Source organism: Hymenobacter sp. BT559 (assembly GCF_017571525.1).
In the GTDB taxonomy this organism is placed as follows: Bacteria; Bacteroidota; Bacteroidia; order Cytophagales; family Hymenobacteraceae; genus Hymenobacter; species Hymenobacter ginsengisoli.
Map to the genome: position 1 here is coordinate 25,186 of NZ_JAGETY010000003.1, position 18,659 is coordinate 43,844.

The 18,659-nt window shown below is 61.3% G+C and carries 14 protein-coding genes; 11 read left to right on the plus strand and 3 right to left on the minus strand.

Annotated features, from left to right (window positions below):
* Nucleotides 1-13 precede the first annotated feature (13 nt).
* From J4D99_RS04710 to J4D99_RS04735, 6 genes are all read left to right on the plus strand, one after another.
* Nucleotides 14-3,181: a SusC/RagA family TonB-linked outer membrane protein gene (locus J4D99_RS04710; protein WP_208130561.1), complete on the plus strand. Its 3,168-nt coding sequence runs from the start codon at nucleotides 14-16 to the stop codon at nucleotides 3,179-3,181.
* A gap of 107 nt (nucleotides 3,182-3,288) precedes the next feature.
* Nucleotides 3,289-4,821, plus strand: a complete 1,533-nt coding sequence (locus tag J4D99_RS04715) for a RagB/SusD family nutrient uptake outer membrane protein (protein WP_208130562.1) — start codon at nucleotides 3,289-3,291, stop codon at nucleotides 4,819-4,821.
* A gap of 84 nt (nucleotides 4,822-4,905) precedes the next feature.
* Complete coding sequence (locus tag J4D99_RS04720; RefSeq protein ID WP_208130563.1) at nucleotides 4,906-6,588, plus strand: family 43 glycosylhydrolase; 1,683 nt, start codon at nucleotides 4,906-4,908, stop codon at nucleotides 6,586-6,588.
* Nucleotides 6,589-6,678: 90 nt separating this feature from the next.
* Nucleotides 6,679-8,382 (plus strand): sodium:solute symporter family transporter, encoded by a 1,704-nt coding sequence (locus J4D99_RS04725; RefSeq protein ID WP_208130564.1) that lies wholly within the window; start codon nucleotides 6,679-6,681, stop codon nucleotides 8,380-8,382.
* Nucleotides 8,383-8,408: 26 nt separating this feature from the next.
* Nucleotides 8,409-10,463 (plus strand): alpha-L-arabinofuranosidase family protein, encoded by a 2,055-nt coding sequence (locus J4D99_RS04730; protein WP_208130565.1) that lies wholly within the window; start codon nucleotides 8,409-8,411, stop codon nucleotides 10,461-10,463.
* Nucleotides 10,464-10,637: 174 nt separating this feature from the next.
* Nucleotides 10,638-12,242, plus strand: coding sequence for a family 43 glycosylhydrolase (locus J4D99_RS04735; RefSeq protein ID WP_208130566.1), 1,605 nt, complete (start codon nucleotides 10,638-10,640; stop codon nucleotides 12,240-12,242).
* Nucleotides 12,243-12,434: 192 nt separating this feature from the next.
* On the opposite strand, the gene J4D99_RS04740 is transcribed toward J4D99_RS04735, so the two are convergent.
* Nucleotides 12,435-12,752: a hypothetical protein gene (locus J4D99_RS04740; RefSeq protein ID WP_208130567.1), complete on the minus strand. Its 318-nt coding sequence runs from the start codon at nucleotides 12,750-12,752 to the stop codon at nucleotides 12,435-12,437.
* Nucleotides 12,753-13,252: 500 nt separating this feature from the next.
* On the opposite strand from J4D99_RS04740, the gene J4D99_RS04745 reads away from it, so the two are divergent.
* The 5 genes from J4D99_RS04745 (at nucleotide 13,253) to J4D99_RS04765 (ending at nucleotide 17,300) form a co-directional block, all read left to right on the plus strand.
* On the plus strand, nucleotides 13,253-13,747 hold the full coding sequence (locus J4D99_RS04745; protein WP_208130568.1) for a YciE/YciF ferroxidase family protein: 495 nt from the start codon (nucleotides 13,253-13,255) through the stop codon (nucleotides 13,745-13,747).
* 179 nt (nucleotides 13,748-13,926) lie between these two features.
* Nucleotides 13,927-14,817, plus strand: a complete 891-nt coding sequence (locus tag J4D99_RS04750; protein WP_208130569.1) for an RES domain-containing protein — start codon at nucleotides 13,927-13,929, stop codon at nucleotides 14,815-14,817.
* A 137-nt stretch (nucleotides 14,818-14,954) separates the two neighbouring features.
* Nucleotides 14,955-15,374 (plus strand): hypothetical protein, encoded by a 420-nt coding sequence (locus J4D99_RS04755; RefSeq protein WP_208130570.1) that lies wholly within the window; start codon nucleotides 14,955-14,957, stop codon nucleotides 15,372-15,374.
* A complete protein-coding gene (locus J4D99_RS04760; protein ID WP_208130571.1) occupies nucleotides 15,371-16,282 on the plus strand; it encodes an isoaspartyl peptidase/L-asparaginase family protein in 912 nt (303 codons plus the stop codon). Before J4D99_RS04755 ends, J4D99_RS04760 begins: the two co-directional genes overlap by 4 nt.
* 151 nt (nucleotides 16,283-16,433) lie before the next feature.
* The gene (locus tag J4D99_RS04765; RefSeq protein WP_208130572.1) at nucleotides 16,434-17,300 is read left to right on the plus strand and encodes a cyanophycinase; all 867 of its coding nucleotides are present in this window, start codon (nucleotides 16,434-16,436) and stop codon (nucleotides 17,298-17,300) included.
* Between the two features lie 85 nt (nucleotides 17,301-17,385).
* Here the strand turns inward: J4D99_RS04765 and J4D99_RS04770 are convergent, their stop codons facing one another.
* Together J4D99_RS04770 and J4D99_RS04775 are read right to left on the minus strand one after the other, a co-directional pair.
* Nucleotides 17,386-17,643 (minus strand): hypothetical protein, encoded by a 258-nt coding sequence (locus tag J4D99_RS04770; RefSeq protein WP_208130573.1) that lies wholly within the window; start codon nucleotides 17,641-17,643, stop codon nucleotides 17,386-17,388.
* A gap of 82 nt (nucleotides 17,644-17,725) precedes the next feature.
* Complete coding sequence (locus tag J4D99_RS04775) at nucleotides 17,726-18,652, minus strand: SDR family oxidoreductase (RefSeq protein ID WP_208130574.1); 927 nt, start codon at nucleotides 18,650-18,652, stop codon at nucleotides 17,726-17,728.
* Nucleotides 18,653-18,659: the final 7 nt, after the last annotated feature.

Here is an 18,659-nt window from a genome sequence, read left to right on the forward strand (position 1 = left end):
ATCCTTCTCACCTATGAGAAAGTCAGTACCTAAGATGCGGCGGCTCGTGCTGCCCGCCGCGCTCAGCTGCCTGCCGCTGCAGCCCTTGCTGGCCCACGCTTCTGCCCCGGCCGAGCTACTGAAAACCACCCCGGCCGCCGGCCCCGTTACCGGCCGCATCGTGGACGAGAAAGGCCAAGGCCTGCCCGGCGTCAACGTGCTGGTGAAGGGCACCAACGTAGGCACCGCCACCAACGCCGACGGCCGCTACACCATCGAGGCCCCGGCCGGCGCTACGCTGATATTCTCTTACATCGGCTATGCCAGCCAGGAGGTAGTGGTGGGCGACCGCACCACTGTCGATGTAGCGCTGGCCCCCGACAGCCGCTCGCTGAGCGACGTAGTGGTGGTCGGCTACCTAGCCGAAGACCGCCAGAATGTGACCAGCGCCGTATCGGCGCTTGACGTGAAGGAAGCGACCAAAACGCCGGTAGCTACGGCCGTGCAGGCTATTCAGGGTCGCGTGGCGGGCGTGCAGATTCAGGGCTCGGGCGGGCCTGGTGATACGCCAGTGATTACGGTGCGCGGGCCGGGTAGCGCAGGTTTTGCCGGCAGCAGCCCGCTTTACGTGATTGATGGGCTCTGGACCGACAATATCCGCGACCTGAACCCCAACGACATTGCCACGCTCAACGTGCTGAAAGATGCCTCCTCGACGGCTATCTACGGCTCACGCGGGGCCAACGGCGTTATTCAGATTACCACCAAGCGCGGCAAGGCGGGCGTGCCCACCATTAGCCTTAATGCCTACACGGGCATCGACCAGCTCTCTAAGCGCTACAACCTGACCAACGCCAGCCAGTGGGCCGACCGCGCCGTGCAGGCCTACGCTAACGCGAAAATCGACCCACTTGCGGCAGGCCAGAATAGCCTGGCTGGTGCCGTGAAGGGACCGGGTGGCGCCTTTAACCCTAATGTAGATACCGACTGGCAGAAGGAGTTTTTTCGCACTGGCCGCACCGAAGACTATAACCTGAGCCTGTCGGGGGGCACAGCCGATGGCAAGTATGCCAGCAACTACCTCGTGTCGGGCGAGTACTTTCACCAGCAGGGCATCGTGCGCGGCCCCGACTTTAAGCGCTACAGCTTGCGCCTGAACTCGGGCCTGACCAAGGGGCGCTTCCGCTTCCAGGAAAATGCCCAGTTCACGCACCTCGGCACGACACTGCTCAACGGGGCGCCATTTATCGACGTGCTGCTGTTCCTGCCCAGCATTCCGGTGTACGACCCGAACAACTCGGGTGGCTTCGGCAAAGGCGATATTATACAGAATACCTTCGCCACTAACCCAGTAGGAGCCCAGACGCTGCTCACCCGCACGCAGTCGGACAACCGCCTAGCCGGCAACTTCACGGTGGATTACTCCATCTTCGATTTTCTGACCTACCGGCTGAACCTGGCTATGGATGGGCACAGTTACAACAATGCCGATGCGCAGCGCGCCGGTATCCTGCGCCAGAATACACCCATCAATACCACGTCGCTGAGCGAGTACCAGGGCTACGACGTGTTTCTGATGGCTGAAAACACGCTGAACTTCAACAAGAGCTTCGGCGACCACCACGTGAACGCGCTGGTGGGCTACTCGGAGCAGGATACCAAGTATCACAACACCTTTGCCCAGGCGCAGGGCTACTCGGCACTGCCACAGTACTACTTTGTGCTCGACGCGGGCACCACGCCGGGCGGGGCCTCGGTAGGGGGCACCGACGGCGAAATCACCCGTCAGTCATTTTTCGGACAAGCCACCTACGACTACAAAAACCGCTACCTGGTGTCGGGCAGCTTCCGGCGCGACGGCTCGTCGCGCTTCGCGCCGCAAAACCGCTGGGGCAACTTTGGCGGGGGTTCGCTAGGCTACCGCCTCAGCGAGGAGGAATTCTTTAAAACTGCACTGCCCCAGATTAATAACCTAAAACTACGGGCTAGCTATGGTCTCATCGGCAACGAAGCACTAGCTGGGAATTATTACGGAGCGTATTTGCCGTATCCAAGCGTAGCGCAGAGCGTGAACTACGTGCTGGGCACCAACCAGGCATTCGTCAACGGGGCCACTCAGATTACGCTTAGCAGCCCCGATATCCGGTGGGAAGAGCGTCGCACGAAGGATGCCGGCCTGGACATCGCCCTGCTTGATAACCGCCTAAGCTTGTCGGCCGACTACTACATCGCCGAAACCCGCTATGCTTTGGCGCCGGTGCAGTTGCCTGTTTACCTGGGCAACTTCGGCGGAGCTGTGTTCCGAAACGCGGGCAATCTCGAAAACCGCGGCTTTGAGCTAGCCCTGGGCTACCATGAAAACCGAAAAGCCTTTACGTATGGGGCTGACCTGACAGTGACCACGCTCCGCAACCGCGTAACGGCCTTGCCTAACGCCGGCCAGCAGATACCGGATGGCTCGGGTCTTACCATCGAAACGGTCGGCCAGCCCCTGGGAGCTTTCTACCTGATTCCAATGGCGGGCATCTTCCAGTCGAAAGACGAGGTGAACGCCTACAAGAGCGCCGATGGCAAAGTCATCCAGCCTTATGCCTCGGCTGGGGACGTGAAATACGCCGATACTAACGGCGACGGAGTTATCGACTCGAAAGACCGGGTATTTGTGGGCTCGCCCTACCCCAAGGTGCAATACGGCCTGAACCTGACGGCTGCTTACAAAGGCTTCGACGTGTCGGTGTTCTGGCAGGGCGTCACGGGCAACCAGATTTTCAACAACGCCAAGTTTGCCCTGGAACGCTATGATGGCCCCAACAACTACGAGGCCGACGTGCAGCCCTGGACGCCCGACAACCACTCGAACAGCGTGCCGCGCCTGCTGCAAGGCGGCAGCACCGACCCCAACCTGGCCCAGTCGGCCGCCCAAAACTCGCTCTACTACACCACGCGCTGGCTCGAAGACGGTGCTTACCTGCGCCTCAAAAACGTGCAGCTAGGGTACACATTTGGCAAAAACCTGCTGGGCTGGGCCCCGGCCATTGGCAGCCTGCGGGTGTACGTGACGGGCCGGAACCTGGTAACCTTCACCAAGTACTCGGGCTTCGACCCCGAAAACACTGGCACCGGCTACTTTGGCCGCGGAATCGACAACAGCGCCTATCCCAACGTGCGCACCCTCACGGCCGGCGTGCAGGCCACCTTCTAAATGATTAATGATTAATGGTTGAGTGCTAATGACCAGCTACAACTGCTGTTATAAAGCACATTAACCATTAATCACTAGCCATTAATCATTGAAAAACTCTACTTTTTATGAAATCCCACAAAATAGCTACCCTGTTGTTGGCCGGTGGCCTGCTAGCCACGGCCACCAGCTGCCAGAAGGACCTGCTGGATAAAACCAACCCAAATACGCTCTCTACGGCTCAGTTCTGGCTCACGGCTGACGATGCCAATAAGGGGGTCATTGCCTGCTACTCGGGCGTGCAACAGTATGCCTGTTACGGCCACTCGTGGCAGTTTATCACGGCTCGCTCCGATGAGTCGTACAGCCAGAGCCCCTTCGTGGAGCTGGCTATTTTCACGCGTTTCATCCAGGCCAATAACAACTTCTTCATTTCTTCCTTCGCCTGGAACGATTACTACCGCACCATCTTCCGCACCAACCAAGCAATTACCCACATCCCGGACATCAACATGGACGGCGCCCTGAAGGCGCGCCTGCTGGCCGAAACGCGTTTTATTCGGGCCTTGATGTACTTCGACCTGGATTCGTTTTTCGGCAATGTGCCGCTGATTGTCACCGAATCGACGGCCGATACCCGTGCCCCGCAGGCCACCCCGGCCCAGGTAGAGGCCCAGGTGATTGCCGACCTGCAAGCCGCCATTCCAGACCTGCCGCTGAGCTACGGCTCGGCCGACAAGGGACGCGTGACCAAGGGCGCCGCCCAGGCCCTGCTGGCCAAGATGTACATGCAGCAGCATAAGTACACCGAGGCTTCGGCGCTGTTTACGACCATCATCAACTCGAACCAGTATTCGCTGGTGCCGAACTACCTCGACAACTTCACCGAAACCAACGAGAACAACAGCGAGTCGCTGTTTGAAGTGCAGTACTCGGGGGCAGTGCTCGACGTGGGCCAGGGCCAGGACAATTCGCGCTCATCAGAAGGCTACGACCGGCCCAACTTCTTTGGACCACCTATCTACTCGTTTGCCGACGTGCAGCCCCGCCAGTGGCTCACGGCGGCCTACACCGACTCGACGGTGGCCTTGGTGCCCGGCACCAAGAAGCACGCCATCGACCCACGCCGTGATATCTCCATCATCAGCGTCCTCAACCCAGACCGTTTCTACGGCAAAACCTTCGCCGAGCTGGGCTACAACCCTAGCCAGCAGTACTGGCGCAAGTACCTGAACGACCGCACCCGTACTACGCCCGAGAACTTCACTTCGGGCATCAACTTCCGGGTTATTCGCTACGCCGATGTGCTGCTGCTACAGGCCGAGGCCCTAAACGAACTGGGCCAAACCGCCCAGGCCGTGCCACTTGTGAACCAGGTGCGCGCCCGCGTAGGGCTAGCCCCCATCTCGGCGGCCAACTACGACCAGGCCAGCCTGCGCCTCTACATGCGCGATGAGCGCGCCCGCGAGCTGGCCGGCGAAGGCCAGCGCTGGTTCGACATCAACCGTTGGGGGCTGCTCGACAACCAGGCCGGCCTGAACTACCTCATCGCCAAAGACCCTGATTTCAACAACTTCGTGCTAGGCAAGTCGAAGCTGCTGCCCATTCCGCAGAACGACATCGACATCGACCCTAATATCAAGCAAAACCCAGGCTACTAGCCTAGTGCACGCCGGCCGCTGCCAGCCCTGCCAGGGGCTAGCAGCGGCCTAATGTGTTTTAGTACTCTTCCTTTCCCACCCGGTATGTTCACATTTTTACTGCTGCGCGCCCGGCGTATCGTCCTGCTCGCGTCGGTGCTGGTGGCCTGGCTAGCCGTGCCGGCCTGGGCGCTGCAAGGCGCGCTCGGCATTCATGACCCCTCCACGATTGTCAAGAGCGGCAATACGTACTGGGTATTTGGTACCGGCGACGGCATTGCCTGCAAGTACTCGACCGACCTCATCAACTGGACTGATGCTAAATCGGTGTATACCAAAACGGCGTATCCGGGCTGGATAAACGGTAAGGTGCCGGGCTTCGCGGGTACGTTCTGGGCGCCCGAGTGCAAGTTCATGAATGGCAAGTACTACCTGTACTACTCGTGCTCCACGTTTGGCTCGCAGGTGTCGACCATCGGGCTCACGACCAACGTGACCCTGGACCCCACCGACCCCAACTATAAGTGGGTAGACCAGGGCGAGGTGATTTCGAGCTCTAATATGAACGGCGGGCCCAATGCCATCGACCCGGCCCTGTTTACCGATGCCAGCAACAACCTCTGGCTCACCTACGGCTCGTACTTCGGCGGCATTCGCATCACGCAGCTCGACGCCGCCACGGGCAAGCCCCTCACTACCAGTACGCAGTATGCCGTGGCCAACGGCGGGGTAGAGGCATCTTACGTAGCCTACAACAACGGCTACTACTACCTGTTCGTGAACCGGGGCTCGTGCTGCCAGGGCGCCGCCAGCACCTACTACATTCAGGTGGGGCGCTCGGCTAGCCCCACCGGGCCCTACCTCGACCAGACTGGACAAGACCTGAACGCCAACGGCGGCACCACGCTGCTGAGCAGCGCCGGCCGCTACATCGGGCCGGGGCACACTGGCATCCTGACGGAAAACGGCGTTACCTACTTCAGCCACCACTACTACGACGGCTACGACAACGGCGCCCCCAAGCTGGGCCTGGCGCAGCTGACCTGGGGCAGCACCGGCTGGCCCACCGTGAGCCGCGACTGGGTGTCCGCCGGCCGCTACGTGGTTAAAAACCAGAACAGCAACTTGGTGTGGGACGCCTGGGGCTGCACCGGCGCGTCGGGCCAGCAGGTGGCGCAGGGCACGCCCTCGGGCCTGGCCTGCCAGCAGTGGGACTTTACGCGCCTGGGCAATGGCTACTATAAAATCACGAATGCCCTCGGGGGGCTAGCCCTAGATGTTATCGGCTGCCTGCCCGACGCGGGCACCAAGCTTCAGCTGTTTGCCTCTAATGGCCTCGCGTGCCAGCAGTACGTCATTGAGCGGGCTAGCAACGGCGACTATATCTTCACCTCGGCCACCGGCAATAATGTGGTAGAAGTGCCCAACTGCTCGACCACGCCCGGCCAGCAGCTGGGCCTGTGGTACTACAATGGCTTTGGCTGCCAGCGCTGGGCCCTTGCGGCGCCCGGCGCGCCGCTGGCCGCCGCGGCCGCCCAGCGGCTGAGCGGCGTCACGATTTATCCGGTGCCGGCTGCGGCGGGCAATTTTACCATCGCGCTCGACCAGGGGGCTGGCGGGCCTACCGTGGTTGAGGTGTTCAACCTGCTGGGGCAGGCCGTGTACCGGCACGAGTTTGGCCCGCAGCAAAGCCGGCTGGCCGTGGCGGCCGGGCTGCCCGCCGGCAGCTACCTGGTGCGCGTGCGCCGCGAGGCAGCGCTGTTTACGCAAAAAGTGAGCGTGTATTAAGCGGCATTCCATTCTTACTCAGGGCCCCGCGCCTTTTGTGCGGGGCTAGGGAAGCGCCAGATTGGCGCCCCTGTTTTAGCAGCATTAGTTATGCAAAACGCGTTCAACACCCTCGACCTTGGGGTGTTCCTCTTCTATATCATCGGCGTTTCGGCCTACGGCTACTACGTGTACCGCAGCAAGCAGAAGGCCCAGATGAGCACAAAAGACTACTTCCTGGCCGAGGGCTCCCTCACGTGGTGGGCCATCGGAGCCAGCATGATAGCCTCCAACATCTCGGCCGAGCAGTTCATTGGCATGAGCGGCAACGGCTTCCAGGTGGGCGTGGCCGTGGCGGCTTACGAGTGGGTGGCGGCCATCGTGCTCATCATCGTGGCGGTGTTCTTCATGCCGATTTACCTGAAGCAGAAGATTTACACCATGCCTCAGTTTCTGGAGCAGCGCTACAACTCGGCGCTGAGCCTGATAATGAGTATTTTCTGGCTATTTCTCTATGTGCTGGTCAATCTTACCTCGATTCTCTACCTTGGGGCGCTGGCCATCAGTAGCCTGGTAGGAGGGGGCGAGGCCTTCCACCTCATTATGGTGGCCCTGGCGGTATTTGCGCTCCTCATTACGCTGGGCGGTATGAAGGTGGTGGGCTACACCGACGTCATTCAGGTGACCGTGCTCATTATTGGGGGCCTAGCCACTACCTATCTGGCTCTCAAGCTGGTAAGTGAGAAGTTTGGCCTGGGCCACGATGCCATCGCGGGCTTCAACGCCATGATGAAGGATGCGGGCAACCACTTCCACATGATATTCCCCAAGCCCACGGCCGCCACGCCCCAGGTCGATATCAACAAGTACCTCATGGTGCCGGGCATCGCCATGTACGCGGCCGGGCAGTGGATAGTAAACCTCAACTACTGGGGTTGTAATCAATACATTACGCAGCGCGCGCTAGGGGCTGACCTCAAGACGGCCCGCACGGGCATCCTGTTTGCGGGTATGCTGAAGCTCATCATGCCCGTGATTGTGATGCTGCCGGGCATCGCGGCCTACGTGCTGCACAAAAACGGCAGCCTCCAGCCGCAGATGTCGCCGGGCGGCGTCTTCAACTCCGACAACGCCTATTCGGCCATCCTCACCTTTTTGCCCAATGGCTTGAAAGGCTTGTCGCTGGCCGCGCTCACGGCGGCCATTGTGGCCTCGCTGGCCGGCAAGGTCAACTCGATTTCGACCATCTTCACCCTCGACATCTACAAGCGCTACCTCAAGCCCGAAAGCGACGAGAAGCAGCTGGTGTGGGTGGGCCGCCTCACGGTGTTTGCCGCCATGGTGCTCGCCATCCTGCTGACCTGGAAGGACTTGCTGGGTATCGGCGGCGAAGGCGGGTTTACCTACATTCAGAAGTACACGGGCTTTATCTCGCCCGGTATTGTGGCGGTGTTCCTGCTAGGGCTCTTCTGGAAGCGCACCACGGCGCCAGCGGCCATCGCGGGCATTTTGTCGGGCTTCATCTTATCGGTGTTCTTCAACAACTACGCGCCCACTGTGCTAGGGCACGAAACCATCCTCTACACCGCCTTCCCCAATGGCAAGGGCGGCTATGAGATTCCTTTCCTCATCTGCATGGGCCTGTCGTTCGCCTTCACCTTTGTGCTGATGGTGGTGATGAGCCTGGCCGGTCCGGCCATCAACCCCAAGGCCATTCCGGTCGAGCCGGGGCAGTTTAAAGTAGCCCCCAGCACGCTGGCGCTCATCGTGATTACGCTGCTGCTCATCATGGCGCTGTACGTCAAATTTTGGTAATTATTCTCTGTTTTTTAGTTGCTTTTATGCGTAGTATTTCCCGTTTTCCGGCCCTGGCCACTGGCCTCACGCTGCTGGGCACCCTAGCGGCCAGCGCGCAGTCGGCGGCCCCGGCCAGCCTCACCGTGCAGGTGAACAAGCCCGGCGCGGCCGTCAATAAGAACATGTATGGCCTGTTTTTCGAGGACATCAACTTCGCGGCCGACGGCGGGCTGTACCCCGAGCTGGTCAAGAACAAGTCGTTTGAAATCAACCCCGGCCTCATTGGCTGGAAGGCGCTAGGGGGTGGTTTTAACCTCGATGCCTACGCCGTGCGCAACGAGCAAGGCATCAGTCAGAACAACACCCATTACCTGCGCCTGACCACTCGCAACGGCGGCACCGGCGAGGCGGGCATCGAGAACGAAGGCTTTCGGGGAATGGGCGTGAAAGCGGGCGAAGGTTATAACCTTTCCTTCTACGCCCGGCGCGGCGCCGGCAGCATTGCCGGCCTCACGGCCGTGCTGGTGGGGGAGAAGGGCGAGGTGCTGGCCCAGGCGCCGATAATGCTCAACGGCGAGGGCTGGCAGAAGTACACGTCCGTGCTCAAGCCCAACGCTACGCACAACAAAGCGCACCTCAAGCTGGTGGTAAATGGCCAGGGCACGGTGGATTTGGACGTGGTGTCGCTCTTCCCGCAAGACACCTGGAACAAGCGCCCCAACGGCCTGCGCACCGACCTGGTGCAGCTGCTCAAAGACATGAAGCCGGGCTTCCTGCGCTTCCCCGGCGGCTGCATCGTGGAGGGCCGCACCCTCTCGGAGCGCTACCAGTGGAAGGAAACCATCGGCGACGTGGCGAGCCGCCAGCCGCTTATCAACCGCTGGAACATGGAGTTCAAGCACCGCTCGACGCCCGATTACTACCAGTCGTTCGGTCTGGGCTTCTTCGAGTATTTCCAGCTGTCGGAAGACATTGGGGCTGAGCCGCTGCCCATCCTCAACGTGGGCATGGCCTGCCAGTTCAACTCGGGCGAGCTAGCCCCCATGGGCACCGCCAGCGCCACCAAAGGTGGCCCCAATGCGCCCACCGCCAACACCGGCGACCCGTCGCTGGATATTTTTATTCAGGACGCCCTCGACCTGGTCGAGTTTGCCAATGGCCCGGCCAGCTCGCCCTGGGGCGCCAAGCGCGTGGCTATGGGCCACCCGGCACCCTTCAACCTCAAGATGATAGGCATCGGCAACGAGCAGTGGGGCCCGCAGTACCTGGAGCGCTACGAGCCCTTTGCCAAGGCGGTAAAGGCCAAGTACCCCACTATTCAAATCGTGAGCAGCGCGGGCCCTAGCCCCGATGGCGAGCTGTTTGACAAAGCCAGCAAGCGCCTCGGCGAGCTCAAGGCTGAGTATGTCGATGAGCATTACTACGCCCTGCCGCAGTGGTTCCGGGAGCACGCCGACCGCTACGACAAGTATGCCCGCACCGGCCCCAAAATCTTCGCCGGCGAGTACGCCGCCCAAAGTGTAGCCATCGGTAGTCCCGAGAATAAAAACACCTGGGACTGCGCCATTTCGGAGGCGGCCTTCATGACCGGCCTGGAGCGTAACGCCGATGTGGTGGGCATGGCCAGCTACGCCCCGCTCTTTGCCAACGTGGACGCCTGGCAATGGACGCCCGACATGATTTGGTTTGATAACCTGAACTCGTACGGCTCGCCGAGCTACTACGTGCAGAAACTATACGCCCTCAACAAGGGCACCAAAGTGCTGCCCGTAACCATGCCCGATGGCGCCAAAAACGGCACCGACAACCTTTTCGCCAGCGCCGTGGCCGACGAGCCGGCCGGCGACGTGGTAGTGAAGCTGGTGAACTACTCCAGCAGCCCGCGCCCCGTCAGCATTAACCTGGCTGGCGCCAAAGGCCTGGCCAAAACCGGCCGCGCCCAGGTAATGGCCAGCGCCGACCTGCAAACCCAGAACAGCCTGGCCGAGCCTAAAAAGCTAGCTCCCCAGGAATCGACTTTCGCTGTGAAAGGCAGCACGCTCAGCTACACGCTAGCCCCCAATTCCTTCACGGTGCTGCGGGTAGCGGGTAAGAAGTAGGAGAGAAGCCTCCGCCCTCGACAAGTTAGACCGTCATGCTTCGGCAAGCGCAGCATGACGGTCTTTTTGGTTTGTCAATTCGAGTATAATCCACTGCCTTTCTGAGCTATGAGCAATTTTACCCATTCTTTGCCCAGGTCACTGCGTGCCTGGGCTAGTCGCTTGCTTTGGCTGGTGCTGACTGTCTTTTCGGGCCACGCGGCGCTAGCCCTGCAAGGCGCCACCGGCGCGCACGACCCCTCCACGATGGTGAAGCGCAACGGCGTGTACCACATCTGGACTACCGGCGACCAGATTTACCACATGACCTCGACCGACCTCATCAACTGGCAGCCCGCCGCTACGGTGTTTGCGGCCGGCACGTGGCCGGGCTGGGTGGGCACTTACGTGCCGGGCTTCAAGGGCAATTTCTGGGCGCCCGAGTGCGTGTTCATGAACGGCCAATACTACCTATACTACTCGTGCTCGCTGGGCGGGCGCGAGTCGGCCATTGGGCTGGCCACCAGCCCCGACCTCACGACCTGGACCGACCAGGGCATGGTGGTCTATTCGGACCAGACTTCGCCCTGGGGCAGCATCGACCCGGCCGTCTTTACCGATGCGCAGGGCAAGGTGTGGATGGCCTTTGGCTCGCACCTGAGCGGCAACTGGCTCGTGCAGCTCGACCCCACCACGGGCAAGCGCCTGGATACCAACATCAAAAACATAGCTGGCGCTAGTCCGTGGTGCGAAAACGAGGCTTCGTACGTGATGCAGCATGGCGGCTACTACTACCTGTTTTATAACAAAGGCATCTGCTGCGCGGGCGTTACGAGCACCTACTACGTGCAGATGGGCCGCTCGGCTAGCCCCACCGGCCCGTTTCTGGACAAGAATGGCGTGGACCTGCTGCAAGGCGGTGGCTCCGATTTTCTGACTGCCAAGGACAACTACATCGGCCCCGGCCAAGTGGGCCTGTTCGTAGAAAATGGCGTTAATTACTTGACCTACCACTACTACGACCGCAGCCACAACGGCGCCCCCACCCTGGCCATCGCCAATCTGAGCTGGGATGCGGCCGGCTGGCCCGTGGCTACCCAGGACTGGCTGCCTGCTGGCACCTACGCCCTCACCAACCAAGGCAGCGGCAAGGCCTGGGCCGCCGGCAATTGCACCACGGCCGCCGGCCAGGCACTGGTGCAAAGCACCGCCACCGGCCAGCCCTGCCAGCAGTGGAAACTCGTGCCCCAGGGCAGCGGCCTATATAAAATCACCAATGTGCTAAGCAACCTCAACGCCGACCAGACTGGTTGCGTCGAAGACGCGGGCACCAAGCTGGGCCTGCAAGCCAGCTCGGCGCTCAACTGCCAGCAGTTTCGCGTAGAGCGGGCCGCCGATGGCACCTATGTGCTAGCCGCTTTTTACGGCAACCGGGTGGTGGAAGTGCCCAATGCCTCGTCGGCCGATGGCCAGCAGCTGGGCCTGTGGGATTACAACGGCTGCACCTGCCAGCACTGGGTTATACAGGCGCCGGGCGTGGTCACGGCCGTGCGCTCGGCCTTGGCTGCCCAGGTGCAGCTATTCCCGAACCCAACGCGGGGCGGCAGCTTCACGGTGCAGCTGCCCGCGGGTACCCGCGCCACCCTCACCGTGGCCGACCTGAATGGCCGGCTGGTGTACCGCCGTGAGCTGACTGGCGGTGGCCCCGGCGAAGTGCCTGCGGGCCTGGGCGCCGGCACCTACGTGGTGCAGGTAGCCACGGCAACCGAGGTAGCCACCCGCAAGCTGGTAGTGCTATAGAAAGAAAGTAGGGGCTATAAACACGTCAGGCTGCGCATCGCGCAGCCTGACGTGTTTAGCAGTATGGCAGTTGGCTGCATCGGCTAGGCCGCTTCTCGCGGTATAGCCGGTAGGAGGGGGCTAGCACAGCGTTTGGTAGCGGCAACGCAGACTGGTCGGCCAGCAGTTGTTTAATCAGTCTTCGTTATTTCGTTATTTAGTTGAGCCGCTTGGGGTGCCGTTGCCGCCCGTGCTGCCGCCTGAGCCCGTGACAGTGCCGCCGCCCGAGCCGCTCATGGTGCCCGTGCTGGAGGTGCCAGCGGCGTTGCTGCTGTTGTTGCTCGCGTTGCCGGCCTCCATCGTGTTGGCCTCCATAGTGTTACTGGAGTCGGCGCTGGTAGTATTGCTGTTGGCTGAAGCGGCTGTATTACCCGTGCCCACAGCAGTGTCTTGCTTACTACTGCACGAGGCGAGTAGTGTGCCGGACAGGGCCAGGCCTAGCAAAGCGAGTCGAAATGATGAGTTGTGCATCGAACTGGGAGCGAATGAAAAAAGAAAAACAGATACAGCCAGTTATACGCCGGCTAGCCTGACAGCAGCGGTGCGAATACTACGTATTTTTCAGATAAAAATACCGATGTCAGCTACGCGCCGTGGCCTCGCCCGCGCTACCTGGCCAAGCTGAGCTGCCCCAATGGCGCCGAGCGCGGGCCGCCGTGCAAAGCAACAAGCTTGGTAAGCGTCCCATCGCAGGCCGCTACGCCTAGCTGATGCTCGGGCCCGCGAAAACTGCTGATTTAGGTAAGCGTTAACGCGTATTTGTGCCCTGCGTATTTTCTGCAACCGGCGGCGAAGCCGGAACTGGCGCTGCCTGTATAAGGTGCTAGCACAAAAGTAGATGCGCTGCGGGCTGCGCCGTGGGCTAAGGCCACTGTGGGCCACGTGCGTGGCTAACGTGCCGGCCGGGGGCGGCGTATGTAAGCCGGCTGCCAATGGGCCGCCACCTTCTTTCCCACCCTTCCTACCTCCTTATGTTCGACAAACTGGAAACCCTCGACGACCTGTTTGAGATGCAGCTCAAAGACTTATACAGTGCTGAAAGCCAGCTGGTAAAAGCCTTGCCCCTGATGGCCGAGAAAGCGAAAGACGGCCGCCTGCGCGCTGGCTTCACCAGGCACCTACACGAAACCAAAAAACAGGTGGAGCGGCTCGAAAAAATCGGTCAGTCGCTGGGTGTTGACCTAGGGGGCCACACCTGCAAAGCCATGGCCGGTCTGATTGCCGAAGGCCAGGAAACGATGTCGGAGCGCGCCACCGACGAGGTGATGGACGCTGCCCTCATTGCGGCAGCCCAGCGCATCGAGCACTACGAGATTTCGGGCTACGGCACGGCCGCTCACTTTGCCGAGCGCCTCGGCAATACCCAGGCCGCCGAGCTGCTGCGCCAAACCCTCGACGAAGAGCAGTTTACCGATACCAAGCTCAACGACCTGGCCAAGAACTATCTAAACCAGAAAGCGATGTAGGGATTGGACTCCCTGTAAGCAATTGGCCGCCTGCTTCCTATCAGAAACCGGCTTCTGCTCGCTGTCCCTTTCCTGCTGTGCTGGCCCTACGGGGCAATAATATTAGTAGCTACGAAAATGCCCGCCCCCAGCGGGCATTTTCAGTTGAGCCCGGTCTGGACCCGCGCGTCCGTTTACCTATGAAACCTGGATTTTCTGCTTCTGCGGCGGCCTTGGTTAAGCAGCGACTAGCCTCGCTGCGGCACCTCGATTTGCGGCAGCATTCCATCGACGAGCTGGTGGCGCGCGTGCGCGAGTTGCTCGAAGGCCAGCCGCTGCGCTGCCTCACCCTGGCCCCCGGCCGGCTGCTCTACCGCGGCATTTTGTGCGAGGCGTTGCCCGAGCGGCTGGCCGATGTCTCTTACCCGCCGGCCGAGGCCGTGCGCCACGACCAGCGGGCTAACCGCGCCGGAATGCCCATGTTTTATTGCAGCGCTACCTGGCATCCACCATTTTTTGAGGCCCACGTGCAGCCCGGCGATGGCATCGTCATCAGCCGCTGGCAAACGCGGCAGCCGCTACGCATTCTCAGCTTTGGCTACGCCGATACCTGTGCCGACGACCCGCACTCGGACCGCGAAAAGGCCCTGCACTATGCCCTAGCCCAGCTGCCGGCCGAAACGCGCGACCTCGCCACGTTCCTCACCAGCACCTTTACCAAGACCGTGGACGACGACAACCGCCACCACTACCGCCTTTCCATTGCTGTGGCTGAGGCCTGCCAGCTGGGCCAGGCGTTTGATGGCCTGCTATACCCGTCGGCGGCTATGGCCTCGCCGGCCCACAACCTGGCCCTGCACCCTAGCTGCCTCGATGCCGGCAAGCTCACGCTTGATTACGTGGAACACCTGCGGGTGCACCACGTCTCACCCGATACCGACGTGCTCGACGTGCGCTCGCTGGATATAGCCCCGAGCGCCGGACCCGACGGGCGCCTGCACTGGCTAGGCCGCCCCGGCAACTGGGTGCTGCGCGAGGGCAGTACCGCTACCGACTGCTGGCTGCAAAACGGCGAGTGGTGGTGCGCCTAGCCAGCGGTGCGCTAGCCTGCCTCTGCGTAGAAACCCCGAGCGAAGGGTGGCGAATTACCGGCAAAAATCCGTCTTTTTTTCGTCGCTGTGCCGCGTTGACTGCCGTTATAAGCTTGTCCGTTATTAGTTGACTTACCATGAATCCCACCCTCACGTATGCCGACGAGGCCGTAGGGGCCGCCCCGGCCGCCCACTCGTTTGCAGTGCGGCGCTCGCAGGAGATGCCCTCGTACTACGAGCTAGCGCTCGAAGATGACCAGGGCGACTTTGCCCACTGGGTTATCCCGCTGCCTCCCCAACAGCTGGCTAAGCGCCCGGTATTGCTGTGGCAGCTGGCCGACTCGCCTATGCTCGCCTCGCTGACCTGCCTCGAAACTGGGGCCCTGCGCCTGGCCTCGACGCTGCCGGGTTGCACCCCCACGCTCCGCTCCGAGCTGGCCGAAGGTGTGCTCCGGCTCCGGTTCGACGGCCGGCTGCTGCGCGGCTATTACCGCTTGCAGTGCCTACCTACGGGCTGCGGGCAGCTTTGGCAACTTACTCCCATTGGCAACCAATGAGCCCTTACGCACTCGTCATTCACGGCGGCGCCGTCACGATGAAGCCCGGCGAGCTAAGCCCCGAAGAAGAAGCCACGCAGCGCGAGGGCCTAACCGAGGCCCTGCAAGCTGGTTGGGAAATCCTGCACCGCGGCGGTTCCGCCCTCGATGCTGTCGAGGCGGTGGTGCGCTGCCTCGAAGACAATGAGCACTTCAACGCTGGCCGCGGCAGTGGCCTTACCCAGCAGGGCGAGGTAAATATGGATGCCGCCATCATGGATGGCCGCACCCTCAAGGCAGGCGCCGTGAGCGCCGTGCCCTACGTGCAGAACCCCATTACCCTGGCCCGCGCCGTGATGGAGGCCAGCCCGCACGTGTGCCTCTCCGAGCTCGGCGCCCTGGAGCTAGCCCTCGAAAAAGGCCTGCCGGTGAAGCCACCCAGCTATTTCATCACCGAGAAGACCCGCCAGCAGTGGCTAGATATTGTGCAGAAAGAAGGCAAAATGGCCATGCATGATACGGTAGGGGCCGTGGCCCTCGACCAGGCCGGCAACGTGGCCGTGGCTACCAGCACCGGCGGCATCGAGGGCCAGCTGAAGGGCCGCGTGGGCGACAGCCCCGTATTGGGCGGCGGCACCTACGCCAGCAACGATTCGTGTGCCGTGTCGTGCACCGGCGATGGAGAAGTAATCATGCGCGGTGCACTAGCCCACGAAGTCTATGCCCTAGTGAAGTACAAAGGCCTGCCGCTGGCCAAAGCCTGCCAAGCCGCCTTGCAGCTGCGCGACGACGAGCTGAAGGGCGATAAAGGCATGATAGCCATTGACCCTCAAGGTAATATTGCCTTAGAATTCAACTCTAACTTTATGCGCCGCGCCTACCGCATAGGCGATGGCGAGCCCGTGGTAGCCATGTGGAAAGATGAGTAGCGATGTTACCGCCGTCCCATAGGGGTCTCGTGAGGTGCCCTACCATAATTTTTTTGAATAAGAGCCGCCGCTGGCAGGCCTGATTTCCCTTGGTGGTGCCGTACAATTGCATATCTAGCCAGCAGCACCTTGGTTTCCATCCTTTTCCTTTATGCCCCATTTATTTCCGACTCCTAAAGGCAAGCTCCTTGCCATCGGCGGCCACGAACAACGCGAAAAAGAGGGCCCCGACAGCGAGCAGTCGCCGGAGTTCATCCTGCAGCGTTTCGTAGACGAGCTGCATAAGAAAGATACCATCGTCGTCATTCCGACCGCTTCGGAAGAGCCCGATGAAGCCGCTCAAGACTACGTAAAAGTATTTACTATCCTAGGTATCAAGCACGTGGAGGTGCTCAACGTGCAAAGCCGCGAGCAAGCCAACAGCGCCGACGCGCTGGAAGTGCTGAACCGGGCCGATGGCGTGATGCTCACGGGCGGCGACCAGCTGCGGCTCACGGCCATCCTGGGCGGCACGCTGCTGCTCGAGCGCCTCACCGAGCGCTACCTGCGCGAGCCCATTGTGGTAGCGGGCACCAGCGCCGGGGCGGCGGCCATGAGCACGCCCATGATTTACCAGGGCCGCAACGACGCGGGCTTCCTGAAAGACGAAATTCATATCACGACCGGCCTGCAACTGCTGCGCGACGTAGCCATCGACACGCACTTTATTGCTAGGGGCCGCATAGTGCGCATGGCCCAAATTATTGCCACCAACCCCGGCTGCCTGGGCCTGGGTCTGGAAGAAGACACGGCCGTGCTCGTGACCAAAGGCAGCGAGCTCGAAGTGATAGGCAACGGCATGGTGGTGCTGCTCGATGGCCACGAGTGCAGCAACAACACCATTTACCAGGTGCAGCCGGGCGAGGTATTTTCCATCCGCGACCTGCGCTTGCACCTCCTGGCCAAAGGGCAGCACTTTTCGTTGCCCGGCTTTGCCTCCAACAAGCCACCACTCGAAAAGCTGGAAAAGCCGGACTAGCCCCTCTGCAATACCCCAAAACACAAACCCCGACGTGGCAGTTGCCGCGTCGGGGTTTGTGTTTTGGTAATGAGGCTAACCTAGGCTAGCGCATGATTTTACCTTGGTTGTCCCAGTGGCTCGATTTCACTTCGAGGCTGCCCGGCTGGCGCTTGATGGTGCGCGTGTAGCGCTCGCCGGCAATGAGGCCGTCGGGCCGGCGCTTGCCAAAAAACAGCAGTACCGGCTCGCCGTGCTCGTTGGTAACGAAGGTGATATCGTAGCCCTTAAACACATCGTTGATAGTGGTTTTGGGCTCGTAGGTTTTGCTTAACTTTTTATCTAGCTCAGGATGTAATGGCATGGGAAAGGGTAGGTTGAGGTAGTAGTTAGTGTGTAAAGACGCGTCTTTACGCCTCTGTCTGCTACGAAGCTGCAGGCAGAAACTAGTCCACCAGCACAGCCGGGGGGCTAGCCGATTGCAGCAGTTGCTCGTCGGTGAGGTAGCGTTGCAGCCCACTCTCGATGCTCGGCAGCAAAATGCCCTGCTGGCTGCGCAGCGCGCTGAAGCCGGGGCGCACAGCCGCCCAGCCAAACGAGGCCGCCGGGCGGGGCACGATGCCCGCCGTATCGAGGCCAGCGGCGCACACGGCCTGGCGGGCCAGCTCGGCCCAGGTGCAGGTGCCGTGGTTGGTGAGGTGCCAGATGCCGCGCTCTTCGTCGAGCAGCAGGTCGAGGGCGGTGTTGACGAGGTCGGGCACGTAGGTGGGCGAGATGAGCAGGTCGTCGGCAGCCGCGAAGGGCTGCCCGGCGCGAGCCGCCGCCAGGGCGTGGTGCACAAAATTGTGCGAGTCCCAGGCCCCGAAGAAGGCGCTGGTGCGCACCACCAAGGCCGATGGCAGGTGGGCTAGCACGGCCTGCTCAGCTTGCAGCTTGCTGTGGCCGTACACGTTGAGGGGTCGGGCGCGGTCGGTTTCGAGGTAGGCCTGGGCCTGCTGCCCATCAAAAACCAGGTCGGACGAAAAGGTGAGCAGTTGGATGCCGTGCGTGGCGCACGCCTGGGCTAGCAGCGCCGGGCCCACCGCGTTTTCGCGGTAGCAGCGGGCGGTGTCGGCCTCCGCATCATCGACGCGCACGTAGCCGGCGGCATTCACCACGGCCCAGGGCTGGTAGCGTTCTAAAGCCTGGGCAATGGCGTCGGCGTCGGCAATGTCGAGCTCGTCGCGGCCAAGGCACACCGCCGCTAGCCCCCTGATGTGGCATACCTTCCGAAAAGCTCGGCCCAGCGTGCCTGTGCGGCCCGTAATGAGCAACGACTGAGCGGTAGGGGCGGTGGGCGCTTGGCTAGCTAGTGAATTCGTTTTTAAGCTCATAGGGAAA

Bases quoted from the DNA above. Each gene is read 5' to 3' on its own strand.
- J4D99_RS04715 (WP_208130562.1), top strand. From the start codon at position 3,289: ATGAAATCCCACAAAATAGCTACCCTGTTGTTGGCCGGTGGCCTGCTA.
- J4D99_RS04765 (WP_208130572.1), top strand. From the start codon at position 16,434: ATGCCCCATTTATTTCCGACTCCTAAAGGCAAGCTCCTTGCCATCGGC.
- J4D99_RS04755 (WP_208130570.1), top strand. From the start codon at position 14,955: ATGAATCCCACCCTCACGTATGCCGACGAGGCCGTAGGGGCCGCCCCG.
- J4D99_RS04720 (WP_208130563.1), top strand. From the start codon at position 4,906: ATGTTCACATTTTTACTGCTGCGCGCCCGGCGTATCGTCCTGCTCGCG.
- J4D99_RS04760 (WP_208130571.1), top strand. From the start codon at position 15,371: ATGAGCCCTTACGCACTCGTCATTCACGGCGGCGCCGTCACGATGAAG.
- J4D99_RS04730 (WP_208130565.1), top strand. From the start codon at position 8,409: ATGCGTAGTATTTCCCGTTTTCCGGCCCTGGCCACTGGCCTCACGCTG.
- J4D99_RS04740 (WP_208130567.1), bottom strand. From the start codon at position 12,752: ATGCACAACTCATCATTTCGACTCGCTTTGCTAGGCCTGGCCCTGTCC.
- J4D99_RS04745 (WP_208130568.1), top strand. From the start codon at position 13,253: ATGTTCGACAAACTGGAAACCCTCGACGACCTGTTTGAGATGCAGCTC.
- J4D99_RS04770 (WP_208130573.1), bottom strand. From the start codon at position 17,643: ATGCCATTACATCCTGAGCTAGATAAAAAGTTAAGCAAAACCTACGAG.
- J4D99_RS04775 (WP_208130574.1), bottom strand. From the start codon at position 18,652: ATGAGCTTAAAAACGAATTCACTAGCTAGCCAAGCGCCCACCGCCCCT.
- J4D99_RS04710 (WP_208130561.1), top strand. From the start codon at position 14: ATGAGAAAGTCAGTACCTAAGATGCGGCGGCTCGTGCTGCCCGCCGCG.
- J4D99_RS04725 (WP_208130564.1), top strand. From the start codon at position 6,679: ATGCAAAACGCGTTCAACACCCTCGACCTTGGGGTGTTCCTCTTCTAT.
- J4D99_RS04750 (WP_208130569.1), top strand. From the start codon at position 13,927: ATGAAACCTGGATTTTCTGCTTCTGCGGCGGCCTTGGTTAAGCAGCGA.